General features: G+C 36.7%; 24 protein-coding genes and 1 riboswitch. Of the genes, 9 read left to right on the forward strand and 15 right to left on the reverse strand.

The features are described 5' to 3' along the window. Positions 1 to 12: 12 nt before the first annotated feature. Positions 13 to 405 carry a YtxH domain-containing protein gene (locus ACQKNZ_RS19330; RefSeq protein WP_144541398.1) on the reverse strand — a complete coding sequence of 131 codons (393 nt, stop codon included), beginning with the start codon at positions 403 to 405 and terminating at the stop codon, positions 13 to 15. Positions 406 to 665: 260 nt separating this feature from the next. Here ACQKNZ_RS19330 and ACQKNZ_RS19335 point away from each other — a divergent pair, with 260 nt between their 5' ends. Both ACQKNZ_RS19335 and ACQKNZ_RS19340 read left to right on the forward strand, forming a co-directional pair. After that, positions 666 to 2,021, forward strand: coding sequence for an alanine/glycine:cation symporter family protein (locus tag ACQKNZ_RS19335; RefSeq protein WP_144541396.1), 1,356 nt, complete (start codon positions 666 to 668; stop codon positions 2,019 to 2,021). Between the two features lie 68 nt (positions 2,022 to 2,089). Beyond that, complete coding sequence (locus ACQKNZ_RS19340; RefSeq protein ID WP_144541394.1) at positions 2,090 to 2,311, forward strand: DUF1128 domain-containing protein; 222 nt, start codon at positions 2,090 to 2,092, stop codon at positions 2,309 to 2,311. A 335-nt stretch (positions 2,312 to 2,646) separates the two neighbouring features. Here the strand turns inward: ACQKNZ_RS19340 and ACQKNZ_RS19345 are convergent, their stop codons facing one another. The 4 genes from ACQKNZ_RS19345 to motA all read right to left on the reverse strand — a co-directional run bounded on the left by ACQKNZ_RS19345 (position 2,647) and on the right by motA (position 6,314). Further along, on the reverse strand, positions 2,647 to 3,561 hold the full coding sequence (locus ACQKNZ_RS19345) for a pseudouridine-5'-phosphate glycosidase (RefSeq protein WP_427661344.1): 915 nt from the start codon (positions 3,559 to 3,561) through the stop codon (positions 2,647 to 2,649). Then, on the reverse strand, positions 3,558 to 4,658 hold the full coding sequence (locus ACQKNZ_RS19350) for a carbohydrate kinase (protein WP_151112898.1): 1,101 nt from the start codon (positions 4,656 to 4,658) through the stop codon (positions 3,558 to 3,560). The genes ACQKNZ_RS19345 and ACQKNZ_RS19350 overlap by 4 nt, the downstream gene beginning before the upstream one ends. Positions 4,659 to 4,762: 104 nt before the next feature. Beyond that, positions 4,763 to 5,527 carry a flagellar motor protein MotB gene (gene motB, locus ACQKNZ_RS19355; RefSeq protein ID WP_144541388.1) on the reverse strand — a complete coding sequence of 255 codons (765 nt, stop codon included), beginning with the start codon at positions 5,525 to 5,527 and terminating at the stop codon, positions 4,763 to 4,765. Continuing rightward, a complete protein-coding gene (gene motA, locus ACQKNZ_RS19360) occupies positions 5,511 to 6,314 on the reverse strand; it encodes a flagellar motor stator protein MotA (RefSeq protein ID WP_144541386.1) in 804 nt (267 codons plus the stop codon). The genes motB and motA overlap by 17 nt, the downstream gene beginning before the upstream one ends. 189 nt (positions 6,315 to 6,503) lie before the next feature. On the opposite strand from motA, the gene ACQKNZ_RS19365 reads away from it, so the two are divergent. The 4 genes from ACQKNZ_RS19365 (at position 6,504) to ACQKNZ_RS19380 (ending at position 9,891) form a co-directional block, all read left to right on the forward strand. Then, positions 6,504 to 7,736, forward strand: a complete 1,233-nt coding sequence (locus ACQKNZ_RS19365) for an aminopeptidase (protein WP_144541384.1) — start codon at positions 6,504 to 6,506, stop codon at positions 7,734 to 7,736. 92 nt (positions 7,737 to 7,828) lie between these two features. Continuing rightward, positions 7,829 to 7,969 carry a hypothetical protein gene (locus ACQKNZ_RS19370; RefSeq protein WP_154310020.1) on the forward strand — a complete coding sequence of 47 codons (141 nt, stop codon included), beginning with the start codon at positions 7,829 to 7,831 and terminating at the stop codon, positions 7,967 to 7,969. A 257-nt stretch (positions 7,970 to 8,226) separates the two neighbouring features. Continuing rightward, the gene (gene mreBH, locus ACQKNZ_RS19375) at positions 8,227 to 9,234 is read left to right on the forward strand and encodes a rod-share determining protein MreBH (RefSeq protein WP_144541382.1); all 1,008 of its coding nucleotides are present in this window, start codon (positions 8,227 to 8,229) and stop codon (positions 9,232 to 9,234) included. Positions 9,235 to 9,321: 87 nt separating this feature from the next. Continuing rightward, on the forward strand, positions 9,322 to 9,891 hold the full coding sequence (locus ACQKNZ_RS19380) for a beta-class carbonic anhydrase (protein ID WP_144541380.1): 570 nt from the start codon (positions 9,322 to 9,324) through the stop codon (positions 9,889 to 9,891). Between the two features lie 158 nt (positions 9,892 to 10,049). On the opposite strand, the gene ACQKNZ_RS19385 is transcribed toward ACQKNZ_RS19380, so the two are convergent. Together ACQKNZ_RS19385 and ACQKNZ_RS19390 are read right to left on the reverse strand one after the other, a co-directional pair. Beyond that, positions 10,050 to 10,595, reverse strand: a complete 546-nt coding sequence (locus ACQKNZ_RS19385; protein ID WP_144541378.1) for a GNAT family N-acetyltransferase — start codon at positions 10,593 to 10,595, stop codon at positions 10,050 to 10,052. Between the two features lie 6 nt (positions 10,596 to 10,601). After that, complete coding sequence (locus tag ACQKNZ_RS19390; protein WP_427661349.1) at positions 10,602 to 12,404, reverse strand: M3 family oligoendopeptidase; 1,803 nt, start codon at positions 12,402 to 12,404, stop codon at positions 10,602 to 10,604. A gap of 158 nt (positions 12,405 to 12,562) precedes the next feature. On the opposite strand from ACQKNZ_RS19390, the gene ACQKNZ_RS19395 reads away from it, so the two are divergent. Continuing rightward, positions 12,563 to 13,291 (forward strand): tryptophan-rich sensory protein, encoded by a 729-nt coding sequence (locus ACQKNZ_RS19395; protein ID WP_154310015.1) that lies wholly within the window; start codon positions 12,563 to 12,565, stop codon positions 13,289 to 13,291. A gap of 97 nt (positions 13,292 to 13,388) precedes the next feature. Here the strand turns inward: ACQKNZ_RS19395 and map are convergent, their stop codons facing one another. Together map and thiT are read right to left on the reverse strand one after the other, a co-directional pair. Continuing rightward, positions 13,389 to 14,138: a type I methionyl aminopeptidase gene (gene map, locus ACQKNZ_RS19400; protein ID WP_144541373.1), complete on the reverse strand. Its 750-nt coding sequence runs from the start codon at positions 14,136 to 14,138 to the stop codon at positions 13,389 to 13,391. 51 nt (positions 14,139 to 14,189) lie between these two features. Beyond that, a complete protein-coding gene (gene thiT / locus ACQKNZ_RS19405) occupies positions 14,190 to 14,768 on the reverse strand; it encodes an energy-coupled thiamine transporter ThiT (protein WP_144541371.1) in 579 nt (192 codons plus the stop codon). Positions 14,769 to 14,831: 63 nt separating this feature from the next. After that, positions 14,832 to 14,923: riboswitch (TPP riboswitch) on the reverse strand. A 102-nt stretch (positions 14,924 to 15,025) separates the two neighbouring features. On the opposite strand from thiT, the gene ACQKNZ_RS19410 reads away from it, so the two are divergent. Both ACQKNZ_RS19410 and ACQKNZ_RS19415 read left to right on the forward strand, forming a co-directional pair. Further along, a complete protein-coding gene (locus ACQKNZ_RS19410; RefSeq protein WP_144541369.1) occupies positions 15,026 to 16,090 on the forward strand; it encodes a M20 family metallopeptidase in 1,065 nt (354 codons plus the stop codon). 70 nt (positions 16,091 to 16,160) lie between these two features. Beyond that, on the forward strand, positions 16,161 to 16,499 hold the full coding sequence (locus ACQKNZ_RS19415) for a DUF4870 domain-containing protein (protein ID WP_144541367.1): 339 nt from the start codon (positions 16,161 to 16,163) through the stop codon (positions 16,497 to 16,499). Between the two features lie 325 nt (positions 16,500 to 16,824). Here ACQKNZ_RS19415 and ACQKNZ_RS19420 read toward each other — a convergent pair whose 3' ends face one another. The 6 genes from ACQKNZ_RS19420 to ACQKNZ_RS19445 form a co-directional block, all read right to left on the reverse strand. Further along, complete coding sequence (locus ACQKNZ_RS19420) at positions 16,825 to 17,721, reverse strand: SGNH/GDSL hydrolase family protein (protein WP_427661352.1); 897 nt, start codon at positions 17,719 to 17,721, stop codon at positions 16,825 to 16,827. A 14-nt stretch (positions 17,722 to 17,735) separates the two neighbouring features. Further along, positions 17,736 to 18,965, reverse strand: a complete 1,230-nt coding sequence (locus tag ACQKNZ_RS19425; RefSeq protein WP_340863709.1) for an aminopeptidase — start codon at positions 18,963 to 18,965, stop codon at positions 17,736 to 17,738. Positions 18,966 to 18,968: 3 nt separating this feature from the next. After that, on the reverse strand, positions 18,969 to 20,120 hold the full coding sequence (locus ACQKNZ_RS19430) for a DEAD/DEAH box helicase (RefSeq protein WP_144541361.1): 1,152 nt from the start codon (positions 20,118 to 20,120) through the stop codon (positions 18,969 to 18,971). Positions 20,121 to 20,229: 109 nt separating this feature from the next. After that, on the reverse strand, positions 20,230 to 20,391 hold the full coding sequence (locus ACQKNZ_RS19435) for a Fur-regulated basic protein FbpA (protein ID WP_144541359.1): 162 nt from the start codon (positions 20,389 to 20,391) through the stop codon (positions 20,230 to 20,232). A 57-nt stretch (positions 20,392 to 20,448) separates the two neighbouring features. Continuing rightward, positions 20,449 to 21,030, reverse strand: coding sequence for a VanZ family protein (locus tag ACQKNZ_RS19440; protein ID WP_144541356.1), 582 nt, complete (start codon positions 21,028 to 21,030; stop codon positions 20,449 to 20,451). After that, positions 21,031 to 21,747: an AAA family ATPase gene (locus tag ACQKNZ_RS19445; RefSeq protein WP_427661356.1), complete on the reverse strand. Its 717-nt coding sequence runs from the start codon at positions 21,745 to 21,747 to the stop codon at positions 21,031 to 21,033. Positions 21,748 to 21,792 lie beyond the last annotated feature (45 nt).

Genomic DNA, 21,792 nt, shown 5'->3' on the forward strand with positions numbered 1-21,792 from the left:
TCTCCTTTACATTTAAGATTGTAATTTTGGTTCGTAAATACTTTTAGGTTCCTCATTTTCTGGAACTACAATTGATTTATACTCTTCTTTTGATTGTGAGAAAGTATCTTTTGTATCAGTAACAAGAGTTTTAACTTGAGGTGTAATTTCTTTAACTTCATTTACTTTTTGTGAAATATATTTTGCATCTGAAGTGAATTGATTATAAACTGATTGCCATTTAGTCACCTGTTGTTCAATAGTCTGCTTCAGCTCGTCACGGTTTTTATTGTAATATTTAATTTCGTTTCTAACTCGGCGAGATTGGTTCATTACGGAATCTCTTGTTTTTCGATCTAACATTGTAAGCGCCCCACCAAGAATAGCACCGTATAGTATCCCTTTAACGAATTTGCTTTCACTCATACGTATGACCTCCAAATTTAGCTATTTTATATTAATTTTATTATACCCTGGCTTTTACGAATCAAACTATTAATAATAATATTTTACAAAAATAAGCTTGACTATTAGAGAGAATTTTACGAATATTGTTAAAAGGATAAAAATTAATGTGAAAGGAATTGAATGCAAATAAAGTTAGTTTATTAAAATTTTGTTATTTCCTCATTTTTTGAGATGCTAGCAAAAACTTTAATAACAAAACGAATTAAGGAGGATATTAATTGGATAAGTTACTAGAAATATTAAAAAGTGTCTCAGATGTACTATGGGGAATCCCTCTACTCATCCTAATAGTAGGGACAGGAATTTTTTTAACCATCCGAGTCGGTTTCCTACAAATTAGATTGCTGCCAGTAGCTTTAAGGCTTACTTTTTCTAGAAAGCATGATAAAACAGCGGAAGGAGATATATCACAATTCCAGGCGCTAACTACTGCACTTGCTGCTACCGTAGGGACAGGTAATATTGTCGGTGTTGCTACTGCAGTTTTACTAGGAGGTCCTGGTGCAGTTTTCTGGATGTGGTTCTCCGCTTTCTTTGGGATGGCAACCAAATATAGTGAAGCAATACTAGCAGTTAAATATCGTGTAAAGGATGCTAAAGGTCAAATGGCCGGCGGACCTATGTATTACATAGAACATGGCTTAAAACAAAAGTGGTTAGCAGTGCTGTTTGCTATTTTTGGCGCATTAGCTGCATTCGGAATAGGAAACGGCACACAAGCTAATTCAGTTTCGAGCGCAGTTGAATCTACCTTTGGAATTGAAACGTGGATTACTGGCATAGTTCTCACTATTTTTACCGCACTCGTTATTCTTGGAGGTATTAAATCTATTGGTAACGTAACTGCAGTGTTTGTACCGGTAATGGCTTTATTTTACATACTCGCAGGTCTTGTAATAATGGTTACCAATATTACAGCAGTCCCTGAAGCTTTTGCTATTATTTTTAAATCTGCGTTTACAGGAGAAGCAGCTGTTGGCGGAGCTGTTGGTGCAGCTATCCGTTATGGTATTGCACGCGGCGTATTCTCTAATGAGGCAGGACTTGGTTCCGCTCCAATAGCTGCCGCGGCTGCAAAAACTGATTTACCTGGTCGACAGGCTCTCGTTTCTATGACTCAAGTATTTCTAGATACGTTTATAATCTGTTCAATCACAGGAGTTACGATTGTAATGTCTGGGATGTATAAAGATCCTAATATAACTGGTGGAGATCTTACTTCAGCAGCCTTTGGTCACTTCCTTGGGGATTGGGGGCCAATAGTAATTGCTGTAGGTCTAATTTTCTTTGCATCTTCTACAATTTTCGGATGGGCCTATTACGGAGAAAAATGCTTCCAGTACTTATTTAAGAATCCGTCGTTGTTAATCATTTATCGTATTGCATTTGTTGCCATGGTGTTCATCGGATCCGTTGTTTCTTTAGATTTGATATGGACCTTTTCGGATATTACCAATGCTTTAATGGCTATTCCTAACTTAATAGGATTACTTGGCCTATCCGGAGTTATAGTTTATGAAACGAAACGTATAAAAAACAAGCTAAAAGAAGAAAAACTGGCTAGCAAGTCTTAATTAGTATTTGACATTCCATCCGTAGCGTGAAATGATATTTCTAATGTATGAAAGGCAGGTACAAAAGAATGGATCTAACTCAACCTTCCGTTGAAAATATCAGCTATATGCTTGAAACAATCAAGGAAAAATTACGTATGGTAAATGTAGATGCGATGAAATCAGAGGATTTTAAAGCTACAGCCTATGAAGATCTCGTATATTTATATGAAATGGTCAACAAAAGAGATTCTTTTAGTCCAAGTGAAATGCAAGCAATTGTTGCAGAGCTTGGTAGTTTAAGAAAGTAAGCTGAGCATAAGTCTTTTTCGCAAGTCTAAATCGACTGTATCACAGGAAAAACAAACTATTAGAGAGGTAACCCGGTCTATTCCAAGGTTACCTCTCTTTTTCTTTTCTATAACCATTCCAATTACCTAAACCAAAATTGGAGCGACAATCGGCGACTCCTGTGGGATGATTGAGGCAGATAAGTCATCACATACAACGCGCAAGCATCAGGGATGGCTTCTCGCTCACCCCACGGAAAGCGTCCGACTAAAGCGGAAATCTGCCATCTATTCATGCTTTTCATGTAAATGTAACAAAAAAATCCTTCCCTAAGATTAGGAAAGGATTTTATTACTTAAGATAATTTATTCAATTCAACTGCAATTTTTGCCCCAACTTTTGCATTGTTGTATACAAGCTCGATATTAGATTCTAACGATTTACCTTCAGTTAGCTCTTTTACTTTTCCAAGTAGGAATGGTGTAACATCTTTACCTTTAATACCATTTGCTTCTGCTTCCTGTAATGCTGATTGAATTACTCCATTCATATATTCCTCATCCAATGAGTACTCTGCTGGAATTGGATTTGCGATAATAGCTCCTCCTTGAAGACCAAGCTCCCACTTCACGCTTAACATCTCAGCAACTTCTTTTTCCTCATCCATACGGAAGTTAGATTTAAAAGGACTAGTAGCTGTATAGAATGCTGGGAATGCTTCTGTTTGGAAACCTACAACTGGCACACCTTTTGTTTCTAAATATTCTAATGTTAACCCAATATCTAGAATAGATTTAGCACCCGCACAAACTACCGCAACATTTGTAGAAGCAAGCTCTTCAAGGTCTGCAGAAATATCCATTGTCGTCTCTGCTCCTCTATGAACACCACCGATACCTCCAGTTACAAACATTTGGATTCCTGCAAGATCTGCACAAATCATTGTTGTCGCAACAGTAGTAGCACCAATTTCTTTTGAAGCCACTACGTAAGGTAAATCTCTTCTAGAAGTTTTTCTAGCATTACTACTAGTTGCAAGAGTTTCTAATTCTTCATTTGAAAGTCCAATTTTAATTTTCCCGTCCATTATTGCTATTGTTGCTGGAACTGCTCCATTGTCACGGATGATTTGCTCCACTTTTCTTGCCATCTCTATATTCTGAGGATAAGGCATTCCATGGGAAATGATTGTTGACTCTAGTGCTACTATTGCTTTTCCTTCTGCCATTCCTTGTTCTACTTCTTGTGAGTATGTTAAATATTTTTTCATTGTGTATATTCCTCCAGTTCATTAGTTAGCTTCATTTTAGATAGCTCAGTTCTTACTGTTTCTGCAGATTGTAGTGTTTTTGTTGCGTTTATCATTCCTGTTAACACTGCCTGTTGTACCTCTGCTCCCTCTAGCCACGCATGAAGAGTCCCAGAGACAAATGCATCACCTGCTCCAGTCACGTCAACAACCTGCTCAGTATGTATAGCAGGCATAAACATAGTTTCCTTCTCTTCTCCAGCAAACACGACACCCTTGCTGCCATTAGTGATTATCACGTGACGTATACCTTTTTGAACGAATGCTTCAGCAGTGTTTTTCCATGAATCCTCATCGATAATTTGTTTTTGAAAATAAGTTTCGGCTTCATCCTTGTTAGTTATGAGCCATTCTATACCTTCTAATGATTCTGGCATCCTATTCATCTTTGGAGATGATACTGGAATAATAGCAAGTGGTATTTTGTTTCCAACTGCCAAGGCTTGAATGTATTCCATGACATCCTTAGGACAGTTCATGTCTATTATAATAAGCTGTGCATTGGTCAGATAAGCCTCTTGTTTTTTCATGTATTCTACTGTCAACTGATCATAAATATCCATATTGGCTAAAGCAAATAACATTTCTCCTCCTCTGTCTAAAACAGCTGAGTAAGTTCCCGTGGAGTAGTTTGCAAGTTTTTCCACAGAAAATAAATTCATCCAATGACTAGAAGCCTTTTCAATCGAGGCATATTCCATATCATTGCCGACAACTGTAAGCAAGCGAACGGTATTTCCAAGCCTGCCTAAGTTTTCGGCGATATTTCTGGCTACACCCCCTATGCTTTGGAGACTTGTGGTTGGGTTGGAAGTTCCCATTTGTAATTTATCTTTTACAATATACTTCCTATCAACATTCGCTCCACCTATACAAATAATTTCTTTATTCTCGGGCAATATATATGCACGTCCAATTATTTTCCCGCTTTTTATAAGCTGAGAAATGATGTTAGCTACAGCTGGCCTAGACATCTTTAGCTCATCTGCCATTTCCTGCTGCGAAGCATATGGATTTTTACGGAGATATGTTAAAACTTTAATTTCCTTTGATTCCAAACCTTTACCTCCTCTCTTTTGAACTTTTGTTTTAATTATAAACTTTTGTTTAAGAAAGTCAAACAAAAACTGACAACTATTTTAAATAATTGTCAGTTTCATCTTTACTGTGGCTGATCGTTTAAGCTACCATCCTCTAATACACGTGGTTGTATCAATACTTCAACACGTCGGTTTTTTGCTCGTCCTTCCCCCGTGTCATTTGACGCAACTGGCCTAAACTCTCCATACCCCTTCGCACTAAAATATAGCGGATCGATTGTTTGATTGTTCACTAATATCTTCAAAAAGTTAACCGAACGCATAACACTTAGCTCCCAGTTAGAGGCATAAATGTTACTAGATATCGGAATATTGTCTGTATGTCCTGTAATGACCACATTTCGAGGTGGATCAAATACTAACAAATCAGAAATATCTTCTGCAATTTGTCTATATTCCTGCTTTACTTCTGCCTCTCCCATATCAAATAAAATACTATCTCTAATAGTCACTAACAATCCTTCATCTGTTAATTCAGTTGCGAATTGTTTTTCGAGTGCATTCACTGCAATATACTCATCTACACTATCTTGAATCTCAGACAATGCTTGCTGGTCTTCAATATAAGCCATGCTTTGATTGGAGTCACCACTATTGTTATTTCTAGGAACATCCATAGGAGATGGCTGTTCCATTAGACCCGTGCCTCCATCAAATACCTGATTAAAAACTGCAGACATTTGGTTTAGCTTTTCTTGGTCTACGGTACTAGAAGCAAATAACACGATGAACAATGCCAATAGCAGGGTTAAAATATCTGCATAAGGAAGAAGCCAAGATTCACTCATTTCCTCTTCATGTTGATGTTTTTTATGCTTCTTTGCCAAGGCCAGCCTCCCCGCTTTCATTTAAAACTTTTTTACGTTCAGACATAGATAGATAAGAAGCCAGCTTTTGTTCTATCACGCGAGGTGCATCTCCTTCTAAAACGGAAAGAATTCCCTCTAGCATCATTGTTTTTTGTCTAATTTCTTGTTTTGATTTTCTTTTTAGTTTATTTGCAAACGGATGCCAAAGGACATAGCCAGTAAAAATCCCTAGCAATGTAGCGATAAACGCTGCAGAAATAGCATGTCCAAGCTTTTCAACATCGTTCATATCTCCCAAGGCAGCTACCAAACCTACTACTGCACCAAGTACTCCAAGGGTTGGTGCATATGTACCTGCTTGAGTGAAAATTTGTGCCCCTGTTGAATGCCTTTCTTCTAATGCGCTAATCTCTTCTGTTAAGACATCTCTAATATAGTCAGCATTTTGACCGTCAATCGCCAAAGTTAAGCCGTTTTTTAGAAATGGATCCTCTACTTCTGTTGTTTTACTTTCTAACGCAAGTAACCCTTCTCTACGAGCCAAATCAGCCCAATTGGAGAACAATTTAATAACCTCACTATCAGGCACTAATTTTTTTTCTTTAAAAATTACACCAAAAAGCTTAGGAATTCTTTTTAACTCATCCATAGGAAATCCTATGACAATTGTTGCTATGGTTCCAACGATAATAATCAGAATAGCCGCTGGATTCAATAGTGCAGCTAACCCTACTCCCTTAAGAACCATTCCTACTCCTAAAGCTACTATTCCTAAGATGAGACCAATTACTGTAGACTTATCCAATTCATTAACCCCCACATTCTATTTCTGTACTTTATTTCGGTTAATTTATCAGTATTTTAATAAAAAGATTCTAACTATAAATTTTATTTAATTTATGTGGACATTTTTTGTCATAATTATCTGTGAAGGATTGATAAAGCACCCTAAAGACTGATACTATATTCTTAAGTAAAGAAAGGAAGTATGAATATGTCAACCTTTGAAAATAAGTTAGAAAAGTATGCTGCTTTAGCTGTTGAAGTAGGAGTTAATATTCAAAAGGGGCAAGATTTATATATTGCTGCATCTACAGAAAGTGTGGATTTCGTTCGCTTAGTAACTAAAAAAGCTTATGAAGTTGGTGCAAAAACAGTATATGTAGACTTTTCAGATGACGAGTTAACACGTATGCGATATGAATTAGCCCCTAAAGATTCTTTTGATTTCTTCCCTCCGTGGAAAGTACAGGAAAGAGAACAATTAGCTGAATCTGGAGCTGCATTCATGAGCATTGTTAGTCAAAGCCCTGATTTACTAAAAGGTATCGATTCTAGTAAAATTTCAGCTTTCCAAAAGGCATCAGGTCAAGCAATGTCTAAATATCGTCAATATGTTCAATCGGACAAAATTAGTTGGTCTGTTGTTGCAGCACCTTCAAAAAAATGGGCAGCCAAAGTATTTTCAGACCTACCTCAAGATGAGCAAGTTCCAGCATTATGGGAAGCAATCTTTAGTGCGGTGAGAGCTGACTTAGAAGACCCAGTTGCTGCATGGAAAGAGCATGACCGATTATTGCATACAAAGGTAGACTACCTAAATGACAAAAATTATAAAAAGCTTCATTACACGGCACCTGGTACAGATTTAACAATTGAGTTGCCTACCGGTCATCTTTGGTGTGGAGCTAGTAGCACTAATGAAAAAGGTGAGGACTTCATGGCCAATATGCCTACTGAAGAAGTGTTCACTGTTCCATTAAAAACTGGCGTAGATGGTTACGTAGCTAGTAGCAAGCCTTTAAGCTACGGTGGTAATATTATTGATAATTTTACCGTAACTTTTGAAAAGGGTCGCATTGTAAAAGTAGAAGCAGAAGAAGGCCAAGAAGTATTAGAGCATTTAGTTGCAACAGACGAAGGCTCCCATTATCTTGGAGAAGTAGCACTTGTACCACATGATTCTCCGATTTCTAATTCGAATCTATTATTCTACAACACATTATTTGATGAAAATGCTTCAAACCACTTAGCGATTGGTAGTGCATATGCATTCTGTATCGAAGGCGGTAAAAAAATGACTCGTGAAGAACTAGCTTCCAACGGTTTAAATGAAAGTATTACTCATGTAGACTTTATGATTGGTTCTGAAAATATGAATATTGATGGAATAAAAGAAGATGGAACAAAAGAACCGATTTTCCGAAATGGGAACTGGGCTTTTTAATCACAATCTGTTCACAAAAATAACTTTTTCCTTTTACAAATCTAGTGAAAATAAGTTATAATAATAGTAATATGAATAGTGAGGTGTTAAAAATGGGCTTATTCATAGCAACAGTTCTTGGTTTCGCTGGAGGTATTCTAGCAATTGGAGCAGTAATCATGTTCTATTTCTCAGGGCCAATGAACAACCAAGATGCAATTATTGTAGATCCAAAACCAACAAATAAATTTTAATCTTAGCAACCGCAATGACAATTGCGGTTGTTTTTTATTTTAAAGCTTGTTACTTCTTATTTTTTTCATTTCATTTTGAATACGTTTGTATTACAAAACGAAAACAAATTAGGCTAATATAATCAGTTCCCTACCTTTTAATAGTCTTTTACTAATTGCAAGGATTGAAACACATGTAATCTTCCATTATGTAACAAATGGCATTTAGTTTATTTTCCATTATAATAACGTAGAGCAATTGAAATGGAGGAAGACATATGTTGTCAAATTCACATATTGGTATTGATTTAGGAACTGCTAATACTTTAGTTTATACGAAAAATAAAGGCTTACTTATAGATGAACCAACTGTTGTTGCAGTAAACACAAAAACAAAAGAAATCGTTGCTTTTGGATCAGAAGCAAAGAAAATGATTGGTAAAACACCAACCTCTATAGAAGTCATTAGACCTCTTAAGGATGGTGTAATCGCTGACTTTGATGTAACAACTCAGCTTTTAAAGTTGATCATGCAAAAAGCGAGCAAGAAAATGGGAAATGCACTTCGGAAACCTACGGTTATTGTGTGTACACCATCAGGGGCAACATCTGTAGAACGTAGAGCGATTCAGGATGCTGTCCGTCAAAGTGGAGCAAAGGAAGTCCAGCTTATGGAAGAGCCTGTTGCCGCAGCAATTGGCGCAGGCTTGCCAGTTAATGAGCCAGTTGCAAGTATGATTGTAGACATTGGTGGTGGTACAACAGAAGTAGGCATTATTTCTTACGGTGGAGTAGTTGCTTCGAATACAGTTAAAGCTGCTGGTGATCGTATGGATGAGTCAATCATTCACTATATCCGTAAAGAGTTTAATGTAATCATTGGAGAACCTACAGCTGAACTAGTAAAAATGACTATTGGATATGCACTTGTTCCTCATACTGAAGAAGTAATGGAAATACGCGGAAGAGATGTTGTGACAGGATTACCAAAAGTAGTAAAGCTATCCTCCACACAAATTCAAGAAGTATTAAGAGAATCTCTAGAGGCTATTTTAGAAGCAATTCGTGCTACTTTAGAAATATGTCCTCCTGAGCTTTCAGGTGATATTGTGGATCACGGTGTAGTTCTCACTGGTGGAGGCGCTCTATTAAAAGGCTTAGAAGAATGGTTAAGTAGTGTAATCGAAGTCCCTGTCCACCTTGCTCCAGAACCATTGCAATCTGTAGCTATCGGTACAGGTAAATCATTTTTTATTACCACTAATAAAAGAAGAGCAATGAGATAATTAAAAAAAATTAGGAAAGTTTCAAACAAATCTTAAGTAAAGTCCTTTTTTTTCGTATAATATATAGATAAAGAAGGAGGAATTACTATGCCAAGTTTGAACGACATTTTAAACTACAACAAATCATTTGTAGAAAATAAACTCTACGAGCCTTACGTAACGACTAAATTTCCAGACAAACGAATAGTTATTCTAACTTGTATGGATACGCGTTTAGTTGAAATGCTTCCAAAGTCTATGAACCTGAAAAATGGTGATGTAAAGATTGTTAAAAGTGCCGGTGCTGTTATTAACCATCCTTTTGGTGGAATCATGCGTAGTTTAATCGTTGCTGTATACGAGCTTCAAGCAGATGAGATTTATGTAATTGGTCATCATGATTGTGGAATGAGTTCTATACAAACGGATAAGATTCTTGAAAAGATGACAGCTCGTGGAGTTGACCCTCGTGTATTTGATGTACTAAAAAACTCAGGTATCGAGGTAGAAGAATGGCTTGAAGGATTTTCAGACGTAAAGGAAAGTGTCTTACATAGCGTTGATATGATTCGAAGTCATCCATTAATGATTCCAGAGGTTCCAGTTCATGGACTCATTATTGACCCTCACACTGGCAAATTAGACCTTGTTACAGATGGTAATATCGACAAAAAATAATATATTTCCCAGGAAATCGTCATAATAAGAGATTTAGCTTCTGATAAAGTCAGAGGCTAAATCTTTTTTATTTTAAATTCTTCTCTACTACAGTGATTATAATTTCCTTTACCCTTCCAATAGAAAAAGGCTATTCTAGAATAGCCTCCTCTTTTACGCTATAACTCTCCTCTTATAGAAGAATACATATAATGGTCTTCCCATTTCCCATTGATAAATAACAGCTTGCGAAGTAAGCCTTCACGAACAAAGTGATTGTTTTCCAATACCTTGATAGAACCAAAGTTTCTTGGAGATACATATGCCTCGATACGATTTAACTGAACATCCTGTAAACCAAATTGTTTAACAAGTCGAACTGCCTCTGAGGCAATTCCTTTTCCGACGTGTCTTTGATCAATAGAGTATCCAATGAGGCCACTTGAAAAAGGCATTCGCTTTAAACTATAAAGCGATATACTTCCAATCAAGTCATCTCGTTCATGTGTAAAAATTCCAAAACTATATTCTCTTTTTTCCTGCATGAGCATAAGTGATTCTCGAATTTTTTCTCTTTGTACACTAGCTGTATAATATTCTTCTTGATGTAATGGTTCAAAAACAGACCAATACATTTTATTGTCATACACTAAATTCGCAAGAGCAGGTGCGTCTTTCACATTCAAAGTTCTTAAGTAACAACTAGCTCCTTCTAAATAAATCAAGCACCGTCACCCTTTAGCATTAGTTAATTGCAAGAATTCTTGGACGTCTTGTATACAAAGGTCAATACCCTTCTTCCAAAACGCTTCCTCTGTAATATCCTCTTGTAGATGTTTCATAGCTAAGTCTTCTACCGACATGACCGCTGTATCCTGTAATAATGCAATATACTTTTCTTCAAAACCTGTACCTTCCTCTTTTGCCTTTGCATAAATACTTAAAGAGAACAAGTAACCAAAAGTATACGGGAAATTATAGAAAGGAACATCAGTAATGTAGAAATGTAATTTAGAAGCCCAGAAATGTGGATGTACTGTGTCTAACGCATCTCCATAAGCCTCACGTTGAGCTTCTTCCATTAATTCATTTAAACGTGTAGCAGAAACAATTCCCTCTTTTCGTTCCTCATAAAATCTTGTTTCAAACAAGAAGCGAGCGTGAATATTCATGAAGAAAGCTACGCTGCGCTGAATTTTATCCTCCAGCAAAGCGATTTTCTCATCTGTCGATTTTGATTCACGAACAGCGGCATCAGCTACAATCATTTCAGCAAAGGTCGAAGCAGTTTCCGCAACACCCATTGCATATCTCGTATTCATCCAATGAACCGGTCTTAAAGCATATGAATGGAAGGCATGACCTAATTCATGTGCAAGTGTGGAAACATTCGACATAGTACCACTATATGTCATGAAGATACGAGATTCTTGTGAAACTGGCATACCCGTACAAAACCCACCAGGGCGTTTATTCGGACGATCCTCTGCTTCAATCCACCCATTTTCAAAAGCATGACGAGAAAACTCTTCTAGCTTTGGTCCAAATTCTTTAAAATGCTTTAATATGAACTCAGCACCCTGTTGAAAATCCATTTTTTCGGTAGAGGCACTAACTGGTGCATCTAGATCATACCAATGCATCGCATTTTCGCCTAGCATCGCCGATTTTCTATTTAAATATTCCACAAACGGAGCTTTATTTTTAGAGATTGCTCCCCACATTGCATCTAGTGTATCTTGTTTCATACGGTTAATAGATAGTGGTTCTTCTAAAACATTGTCCCAGCCCCGCTTTTTATAGGTCGCTAGGCGGAAGCCTGCTAAGTGATTAAGCGCTTTTGCTATAAAATCTTCTTTTTCTGTCCATGCAAGCTCCAATGCTTCAAACGATTCCTTACGGATTTCAGCTTTGTCACTGGAGCTCAAATTGTTTGCTTGTCCTACTGAAAGAGATTTTTCTTCTCCGTCAATAGTTATTTTAATACGAATGTCTCCTACAAGCATATCGTATAATTGGCCCCATGCATGATAACCGTCCACCTCAAGTGTTGTTATTAAATCTTCCTCTTTTTCAGAGAGCATTTTACTCGCATTCTCTCTCCATTCATTCAATACAAACTCGAATTGTGAAAGTTCATCTGTCTTTAAAAGTTCTTCCCAAACTGACCCTTCCGTTTTACTAAATACCTGTTGTATAGTATTCATTAAGGAAGACAACCTAGCATACAATGAACCAACTTCACCTTGTAATAATGTTGCTTTTTTATCTGTCGTATCTTGAGCTAGATAGCAGCCAATCACAGCACTAGCTTCCGACAAATTTACTGCTACATCCCTTAATTCTTCAATTGTTTGGCTAATTTGTTTCGCCTCTTGTACAGCGGTTGGAACTTCTAATTTTTTTATATTTACTTCAAAGTTACCTAATTTCACTTTTACTTCATCTAAATGTTGTTGTAAAGCTGACGAGCTACTGCCACCTAGAAAAAAACGATCAAGATCCCAGACTATTGGATAATTTTGTTTTAACACCAGAAAATTCCCCCTATTTTAAAAATTGCCTTGAAATCTATTATACCATGTTTCACCATGTCAATTATTCGTTTTTTTGTCACATTATTTCTATAATTGAATTTGTGCGCTCTTTATTTGAAAGGTATACTTATTAAATATAGAAGGAGGGGGATCTATTGATCAAAATTATCCTTTTGATTTGTGGTTATATTGCAACGATTATTGTTAATATACTTGCAAATACTCTACCTATAAATGGTCAAACAACTGGTGAAATATCTTCTAGAATACCAGCACTTTTTACACCAGCAGGCTATGTATTTTCAATTTGGATCTTTATTTATATATTACTTGCATTCTGGATTTGGAATGTTATAAGAGAATATAGAAATCAACAGAAGATACCCCTACGTAGAGTATTATTATTTTTAGCAACATGTATATTCAATATCTCTTGGATTTTACTATGGCATTATGAAAAATTTAGCTTTGCCCTCATTACAATCATTGCCCTACTTTGGTTCTTATTCTTACTATATCTAACTTATTCCAGCAATGAGTCCAATTGGAAGAGTCGAGTGCCAATATCTATCTATTTGGGATGGATTTTTGTTGCGACGCTAGCAAATTTAGATTATGTGCTTACTTATTATGAATTTAGCGGTTTTGGCATTACAATCTCCTTATGGGTTGTCATTTTCTTAACATTGGCAACAGCTATCGCTCTACATTTTAGGTATCATTATGATGATCGTGCTATTGTATTAGTTTTTATATGGGCTTTTATCGGTATAGCAGTCCGTCATAATATAAATGAATTATTAATTTCAACAGCTTCCCTGTTTTTAAGCGCTGTCTTAGTAGCGGGAATTCTATTTATAAAGAAAACACCAACGAAAAATTAAGTCGTTGGTGTTTTTTATATTGCCTACTGCCGCTAAATTAACAGAGGGACAAATTTTGTATTTAATAGAAAAGCGCTATTTAATGAAATTCACTCATTTAAATTAATTTAGTTAAAATAATCGGTTCGTCTTTTGTAACTATAATTGTATGTTCAATTTGTGCAACAAGAGATTTATCAGGAGTTACAAACGTCCATCCATCCCCTGACTCTACGATATGTTCAGCTTTTGCTGAGATGAAGGGCTCTACTGCTAGAACCATACCTTCTTTTAAAATTGTTGGATCCCAAGCATCATAATAATTTAAGACATGCTGGGGTGCTTCATGCAGGGACTTTCCGATACCATGACCTGTTAGGTTCATGATGACATGTAATCCATTATCCTTCGCTTCTCTTTCCACCGCTTTACCAATCTGGTTTAGACGAGAACCTGCTTTTACCTTCAGCATAGCACGATTAAATGCACTTTCCGCTACTTGACAAAGTTTTTCCTTGTCTTCGTACCCTTCGCCTACTACAAATGATATTCCAGTATCTGCGAAAAACCCTTCGTATGAACCGGATACATCGATATTTACAAGGTCACCCTCTTTAATCACACGGGAGCCTGGAATTCCATGAGCCACTTCTTCATTCACACTTATACAAGTATACCCCGGGAAATCATACTCTCCCATAGGTCCAGAAATAGCGCCTTTTTCTTTAAATAACTCGCCGCCTATTTCATCTAGCTCCTTGGTAGTTACACCCGGTTTAGTTGCAGCCTTCATCGCTTCTCGTACTTCAGCAACAATTTGGCCTATTTTTTTTAACATTTCTAACTCTTCATTTGTTTTTGCTATCATCTTTACAAGATCCCTTCTTCACTTAGATGTATGATTATCATATCATATATCTTATGAATTCGGCATTAATAGGCGTGGGGCTTTTACGAATAGAATCGCACAAATAAAAGCGGCAAACAAGAACACAGGAATCATATAAGTAGAATTATAAATTAAGGAATAAAGAATTACGTTTTCTCCCTCAGCAAATTCACCAAAAAATAGTATCCCTGATAAAACGTGTGCCAAGTAGCGCAAAAATGAGGCAATTAAGGCACCTATTACAATTGCTATCGCCATTTTTTTCTTGTTTTGATTTTCAAATGCTTTCATATATGCTGGTCTTAATAGACCTGCCAATCCCGCCACCATAAAAGCAATAAAGTAATCGATTCCTACTTGAATAACTACTATTTCAAAGGATAATGGCGCCGGGTAAAAGCGCCCCGTAACTACCTGTAATAGTCCAATCAAAAATCCTGTCACAACACCTGCCACTATACCACGGCGAAATGCTATTAAAATAATGGGTACAAGCACAAAGGTAACACTTCCACCCTGTGGCATCCCAAATCCTATTAAATCCAATATATAACCTAATGCTGCGAATATAGCTATTTCTACTAACAATACGACACGCTGATTTCTCATTGTAATCCCCTTTTTTGACCACAAAAAAAACGCCGTCGGGACAGAGCCAGACATCGCGCGATTGTCAGTATCCATCCACATCCCTACGCAAGCATGAACTTACAGGTTCTAAGGGTACTATCTCAGCCGCTATAGCGACGCCCCTTGTGGTTTAGAATTTATTTGATTTGAGTTCATTGTAGCCGATACATGTTTATATTGCAACCCCTAAAGGTATTATAATAGTAATAATAAATCTATTATTAGGAGTGTTTTGGTTGATAAATTTACTTATGGATTTAATCAAAATAAAGAGTAATGATTTGAACGGAGCTAACGAGGCACTGCTCTACTGTAAGGACTGGCTAGAAAAGAGAAACATATCAACAAAAACCTATGAATTAAACACTAAGCTAATGCTTGTAGCTGAAATAGGAGCCGGTGAGGAAACTATCGTATGGAATGGCCATATTGATGTCGTTCCAGGAAATCCCGAGCAATTTGAACCAAAAATTATTGATGATAGACTATATGGGCGTGGTTCTGCAGATATGAAGGCAGGCGTTGCTGCAATGATGCAGGCTTTTTATATACTGTCACAAGATGAACATAAGCTTACTAAAAAAGTCCAGCTACATATAGTTACTGATGAAGAAACAGGAGGAAAAACCTCCAAACACTTAGTTGAACAAGGTCATTGTGGAGACTTCGTTATTTGTGGTGAACCAACTCATGTTAATATCGGTCTTCAGGCTAAAGGAATTTTACAATGGGATATCCATTTAAAAGGGAAAGCCGCGCACGGAAGCCGTCCTTGGGAAGGAGATAATGCGATTGAAAAAGCAATATTATTCGATAAGGAACTAAGAAATTGCTCTTTTATGGAGGCAAGCAATGAATATTATGATTATCCTTCCTTAAACTTGGCAAAAATAGAAGCAGGAGATCGCTATAATATGGTACCTGATAAATGTGTTATTAGTTACTCCTTAAGATTTGTTCCTGGACAAGACGCTGAGAAAATCACAAAGGAACTAAGAGATCTTTTAGAAAAATATCCTGGTAGTGAAATACACTTCCAAGGACACACCCCAGCAATCACCAATAAAGAAGATGACAAGTATATACAAAAGCTTTTAGCAGTTTGTAATTCGATTAGACAGACACCTACTGTTCTATTTGGACAGCATGGTGCGGCCGACACGCGTTATTATGCAGCTAAGGGTGCAGTAGCTATCGAATTTGGACCAAGCGGTTCTGACTGGCACGGTGATCAGGAATACGTTTCTATATCTTCAGTAGAGGAATATAAGGACATTCTCGTTAGATTTGTATTAGAATAACTAGATATAAGCTATAGATGGATGCTTTCCGTAGGGAGAGCGATAAGTAATAATAATGAGGAGACTATGAATGGATACCAATAAAATTTTGAGTGCATCAACATATTTTTCTATTTTGTTTGCCCCTTTCATTCTCCCGATTATCGTTTACTTCCTTACATCGGAAAAAGAGGTAAAGTACCACGCTAAGCGTTCATTAATTTCTCATATCATCCCTACTATTTTCTTTGTGTTCTTAATGCTGGCTATATTCGCAAACTTTTTACCTTTAGGCTTTACTGGAGATTCTGCTTCCATGTGGACTAGTATGACTACTGCTCTTATTTTTATGGGTTTATATACAGTGATCAATCTAGTTTTACTTATATGGAACATCGTACAAGGAGTCAAAGTGTTACGGCATGTTTAATAGCTCCTCAAATGGGAATAAGATATTATAGAACAACAAGGAGCGATTGATTATGAAAGTAGGAAAACTAGTAAAAGCAGCTATTAAATGGGCACCTGTTGTGTACCCTATTGTTCGTAAAGCAATGAAATCCAAAAAAACTGTAAAACGCTAATTGAACTAAGTTAGAAACTTATTAAAGTTAATATGGGCTCTTCATAGCCTCTCCAAGGTACCACTATTATTTAGAAGGACAAGACTTATTAGTCACCTCCAATAAAAAAAAGCAGGAGAAATCATATGATTTCTCCTGCTTTTTTTGAATTATTACTTTCACCAAAATTCTCTATAAAAGAATCCTCTGAAAAACTTTGGATATTAAATTTACATTCGTCAACGATAGGTAGCCAGTGGACACTGTTGCTTTAGCTTGAGAATTTCCACTTGCATTTGTACGTTGACTTTCTATAAGTTCCTCGAATGTTAAAGGATTTGGCTTTGGCATTTCATGTTCATATACGAGCATACGTGAATTGTACTTTGTAAAGAACGAATTTGCCATTTGCCGGTAACCTTCCATGGTAGGGTGTACATCAGCAACATTTGGTATTAAAGTACTCTCTTTTCCTTTGAAAGACTCTTCAACCGAAATATAGGTTGCTCCATTTTTCTCTGCAACTGTTTGAAGAATAGCATGCAGCTGATCTAACTCTTTGCCAATTCCCACCTTTTGTGAATCATGCACATGAGGATATGCAAAATAGTAACCCATTACATATATATTAGCTTTCGGAGCTGCTGCTTGGACTTTTTCCAGAACTGCCTCCATGTTTTTTCTCACATTATTAAGTGCAAAATTAGCAGAGACCTGTTTATAAGAGACCATTCCACTTGAAGGATTAACCTGTACTAGTCTTAAAAGATCATTAGCTCCTGCGGATATCGTAACTAGTGTTGCATTAGCCAAAAGCTCCTGTGCTTCCTTTGTTTGAACAGTCCTTAAGACATCAGCAGTTGTATATCCGGGAAAAGCTAGGGCTTTGGAATAAAACCCAAGCAGATTTGATCTATTTAATTCCTGAGAGATTAAATCTGTATAGCCAGCATCAATTGCCTGATTTGGTGTTTGGCCAGCTGCTAAAGAATCACCTAAAGGAATGTACACCTCTTTCCCCTTAGCTTCAACTGAGTAAGTATTAGATATTATAAAAAGGGCGATGAATATGCCTATCAACCTTTTCAACAATAATCAGCTCCTTAAAATGCCCAAGCACCTTTAATGAAGATGGGTTCTTTTGTTCCATCAGCTAATTCACCTGTTATATCCATATTTCCACTTCCAATCATGAAGTCCTCATGAACAATAGAAGTATTGATACCCATATTTTCTAACTCTTCTGTAGTAAGGCCACGAGCTCCTTCTACACAAGTTGGGTATGCTTCTCCAATAGCAAAATGATTGGAGGCATTCTCATCAAATAAAGTGTTAAAAAACAATACATTCGATGCGGAGATAGGCGATTCATGCGGAACTAATGCAATTTCGCCTAAATATTTTGCGCCATCATCTGTTTGAATTAGCTCTTGTAGGAGTTTCTCGCCTGTTGCTGCTTGAACTTGAACAATTTCTCCATCTTTAAACGTCAATTTGAAGCCATCAATAACATTTCCTTGATAGACAAAAGGCTTAGTGTTACTTACATATCCATTCACACCTGTTTTTAGCGGCGCAGTGTATACTTCCTCTGTAGGCATATTAGCGATAAATGGCACGGACTGAGCATTTTTACTAGCTCCTGATTGCCAAATATGTTCCTTTGGTAACTCTACTTCAATATCTGTTCCATCTGCCGTATAATGCAGTTTCTTATAGCGCTTTTCGTTCAATAATCCAGCACGCGACTCTAAATTATTAATATGTTCCTGCCATTGTTGGACTGCAGTTCCTTTTCCAATGCGTACTACATTAAATATAAGCTCCCATAATGCATCCATTTGTTCTGACTCTGGGAGTTTTGGGAAAACCTTCGCAGCCCATTTTTTAGAGGGCATTGCTACGATTGACCAGGTAATCACATCATTCATCACTGCTTTACGATAATTTTCTAATGCCTTACCAGAAGCCTTTTGATAGTTAGAAATACGATCAATTGACACACCCTCTAAAAGATCGGGATTATCGGCGTCAATCCATAATAAAGCACCTTTACTTTCAATCAATTCATCTCTTTGAGCAACAACCCATTTTGGCACTTCGTGAAATGCTTCATCGGGGGCCATATCGTAAAATAATCGAGCATTTACTTCATCCGTATAGTTTACTTCTACTCTTTTTGCCCCTGCTTCATAGGCTTTTTTAACAATAAGTCTTGTAAAATCGATTGTATCTGTTGTTGTATTAATGAGTAGAGGCTGCCCCTTTTGAATATTTAGACCTACCTTAACAACTAACTCAGCATATTCCTCTAGATTTTTTTGAAAATCCATACATTATTTCCCCTTTTTATCGATTGTTTTAGATGATCCCTCTATTAATTCACCGCGATACCATATTTTTTGGACTGGCTTGCTTGGAAGCTCTTTTGTCCATTTTTTATAAGTTTTTTCGTCGTTATATGTTAAAAGAGTTAATACCTCTCCATCCTTACCTGCTCGTCCAGTACGCCCTGAACGATGTAAGTATTGCTCAATTGAATGTGGTACATCTACATGAATAACATGAGTAAGTCCCGATATATCTAATCCTCTGGCTGCAACATCTGTAGCGATTAGAATGCTCACTTTTCCATTTTTAAAGTCGTCCAATGCTTTTTTTCTCTCTTCTTTTTTCATTTCAGAATGAAGAGATGCAATTGGAGCATCTCGATAAGATAGCTTATAATCCTTCATCAGTAATTGATCTAGACTGTTAACGAATGCTAATCCTCTCATCCCCTTAAAATGCGAAAGCCTTCTTAATAGCTCTGTCTTGTCTCTAGTCTCTGTTTTTACAAAGCTATGAATGACTTCACCTTTTGCTGGTACTTCCTCCGCTGACACATGAATTCTTATTGGTTCCTTCATCATTCGTTCTGCTACTAGCTCAATTTCCTCTGTTATTGTTGCCGATGTCACGACAAGCTGTCTCTCAACTGTTGCATCTATTAATCCTTTAACAGTAGTCCGATGCTCTCTACTAAGTAGCTGATCACCTTCATCTAACACAATCGTCTTAATCTCATGCATTTTAAGCTTTTTCACCTTTACAAGCTCCTGCAATCTACCAGGTGTTCCTACTACTATATTCGGCTTTTTCTTCAAGCCTTCAATTTGTCGATTAATATTCGCGCCACCGATTAGCTGAGCAACTGAGACACCAGTACCTGAAGCCCACTCTCTCAATACCTCGACAATTTGCATTCCTAATTCTTGAGAAGGTACCATTATTAATGCCTGTGTTTGCTTTTTTGAAGGATCTACCAATTGTAGTAAAGGAAGCACATAAGCCAGTGTTTTCCCTGTTCCCGTTGGTGATTCTGCTACTATATCTGAACCGTCAAGCATATGCGGAATAAGTTGTGTTTGGATAGGCATCTCAAAGGCAAATTCTGCTTCTGCCCATTTTCTCTGTAATGTTTCATTTAAATTTTGTATAGCTGTCAAGTTTTTCTCCACCTCATCTGTGTTTGACTCAAGTGTACCACATTTCTATTATCGACCATTAGCCATATAAATAGATAAATGCAATTAAAAAAGTGCCTTATACTAGGCACTAATTTGTTTGTTTCTCTTCATTTATATATTGCTTCATTAATTCGTAAAAATTCAATTCATATAATTGTTTTCCATCAATTTTAAAAACACCTTTGTTTACAAGGTCTTCAATTATATTGTCTCTTCTTTGTTCTGTTTGTGTATCTTTTTGTATCATCATTCTTAGTTGTCTCCTTGCTTTTTTCTCTCCGAATAATATTTACCCCGGACGAGAAATTTATAAACTCGTTGCATGATTTTTCTTGAACACCTTACAGAAAACAGGAAATTTCCTTCTAACCAATAAATAAATCAAATAACCTACTAACGCTCCAGAGCTATTTAACCAAAGATCATCCACGTCACTGCTCCTATTTTGCGGAATTTGAACGATTTCTATAAATAGCGAGATAAGAAATCCCATAATTACAGGAAAGGGGAAAATCTCCATACGTTTGAAGACAAGAGGAAAGAGAAAACCAATAGGTATAAATAGAGCAATATTGCCAAGGAAGTTAATATAAAAAGGCTCCCAATACCCTAAATATATGATAGCGTTCCACGTTTCCTCTAAAACTCGAAACAATTCCAAATTGATACTGTTTACATAAGCCTGTTCCTCTCCATACTTTGGTATGATTGTTTGAGAAAACAAGCCAACTAATACTGCAATGAGAAATAATACACCTAACTCATATAAACCTTCCCTTAAATGAAAGCCTCGCCTCTTCCAACGAATAAGCCTCCAGATAATTAGGACAGGTAAAAAAATAGCAATGGTATAAAGCATTTCATCTATATAATTCATAATTACAGGCATCTAATCACCTTCCAATAACTCCTTTAAAAATTTCTCTCGGTGATCTAGAAAATATTTAGTCGTTTGATAGTGAGCGGTTTGCTTATATTCCACTTCTTCAATTTCTCCGTTATCGAAGCTGAGAATCGTTGCATCTGGAAATCCTAATATAATCGGAGAATGAGTAGCAATAATAAATTGGCAATCCTCTTCTTGTATTAAGTCATGCATAATTCTTAAAAAAGCCAGCTGTCTCTGTGGTGAAAGTGCAGCTTCCGGCTCGTCTAACAAATAAATTGCTCTACCGTTAAAACGGTGTAAAAACAACGATAAAAAGGATTCGCCATGCGATTGCTCATGAAGAGACTTCCCACCATAAAAGTTAATACTTTCACTTTCTTCAACATGAGAAGCAAATTGGTAAAATGTCTCTGCTCGCAAGAAGAACCCATTTGTCACCTTCGGCATCCATGATAGCTTCACATATTTACCTAGTGAGCTTTCTGCAGCATCAACCTCATAATAATTATTTCTTCCTCCACCCGCTGTGTTAAATTCACATTGGTCAGCAATTGCTTCCAATAAAGTGGATTTCCCAGTTCCATTTTCACCTACAAAGAAGGTGACGCTATTTGTAAGCTCAAGTTCCCTAAAGTTCCGGATTGTCGGTATAGTGAATGGATATTCTCCTTCTAAAATACTCTCATCGTTTCTAATCATTATTTTTTTTAAAAACATACGAAACTCCCTTCATTCATATAATTAGTATTATGCTTGAAAGGT

It is taken from the genome of Psychrobacillus sp. NPDC093200 (assembly GCF_050280345.1).
In the GTDB taxonomy this organism is placed as follows: domain Bacteria; phylum Bacillota; class Bacilli; order Bacillales_A; family Planococcaceae; genus Psychrobacillus; species Psychrobacillus faecigallinarum.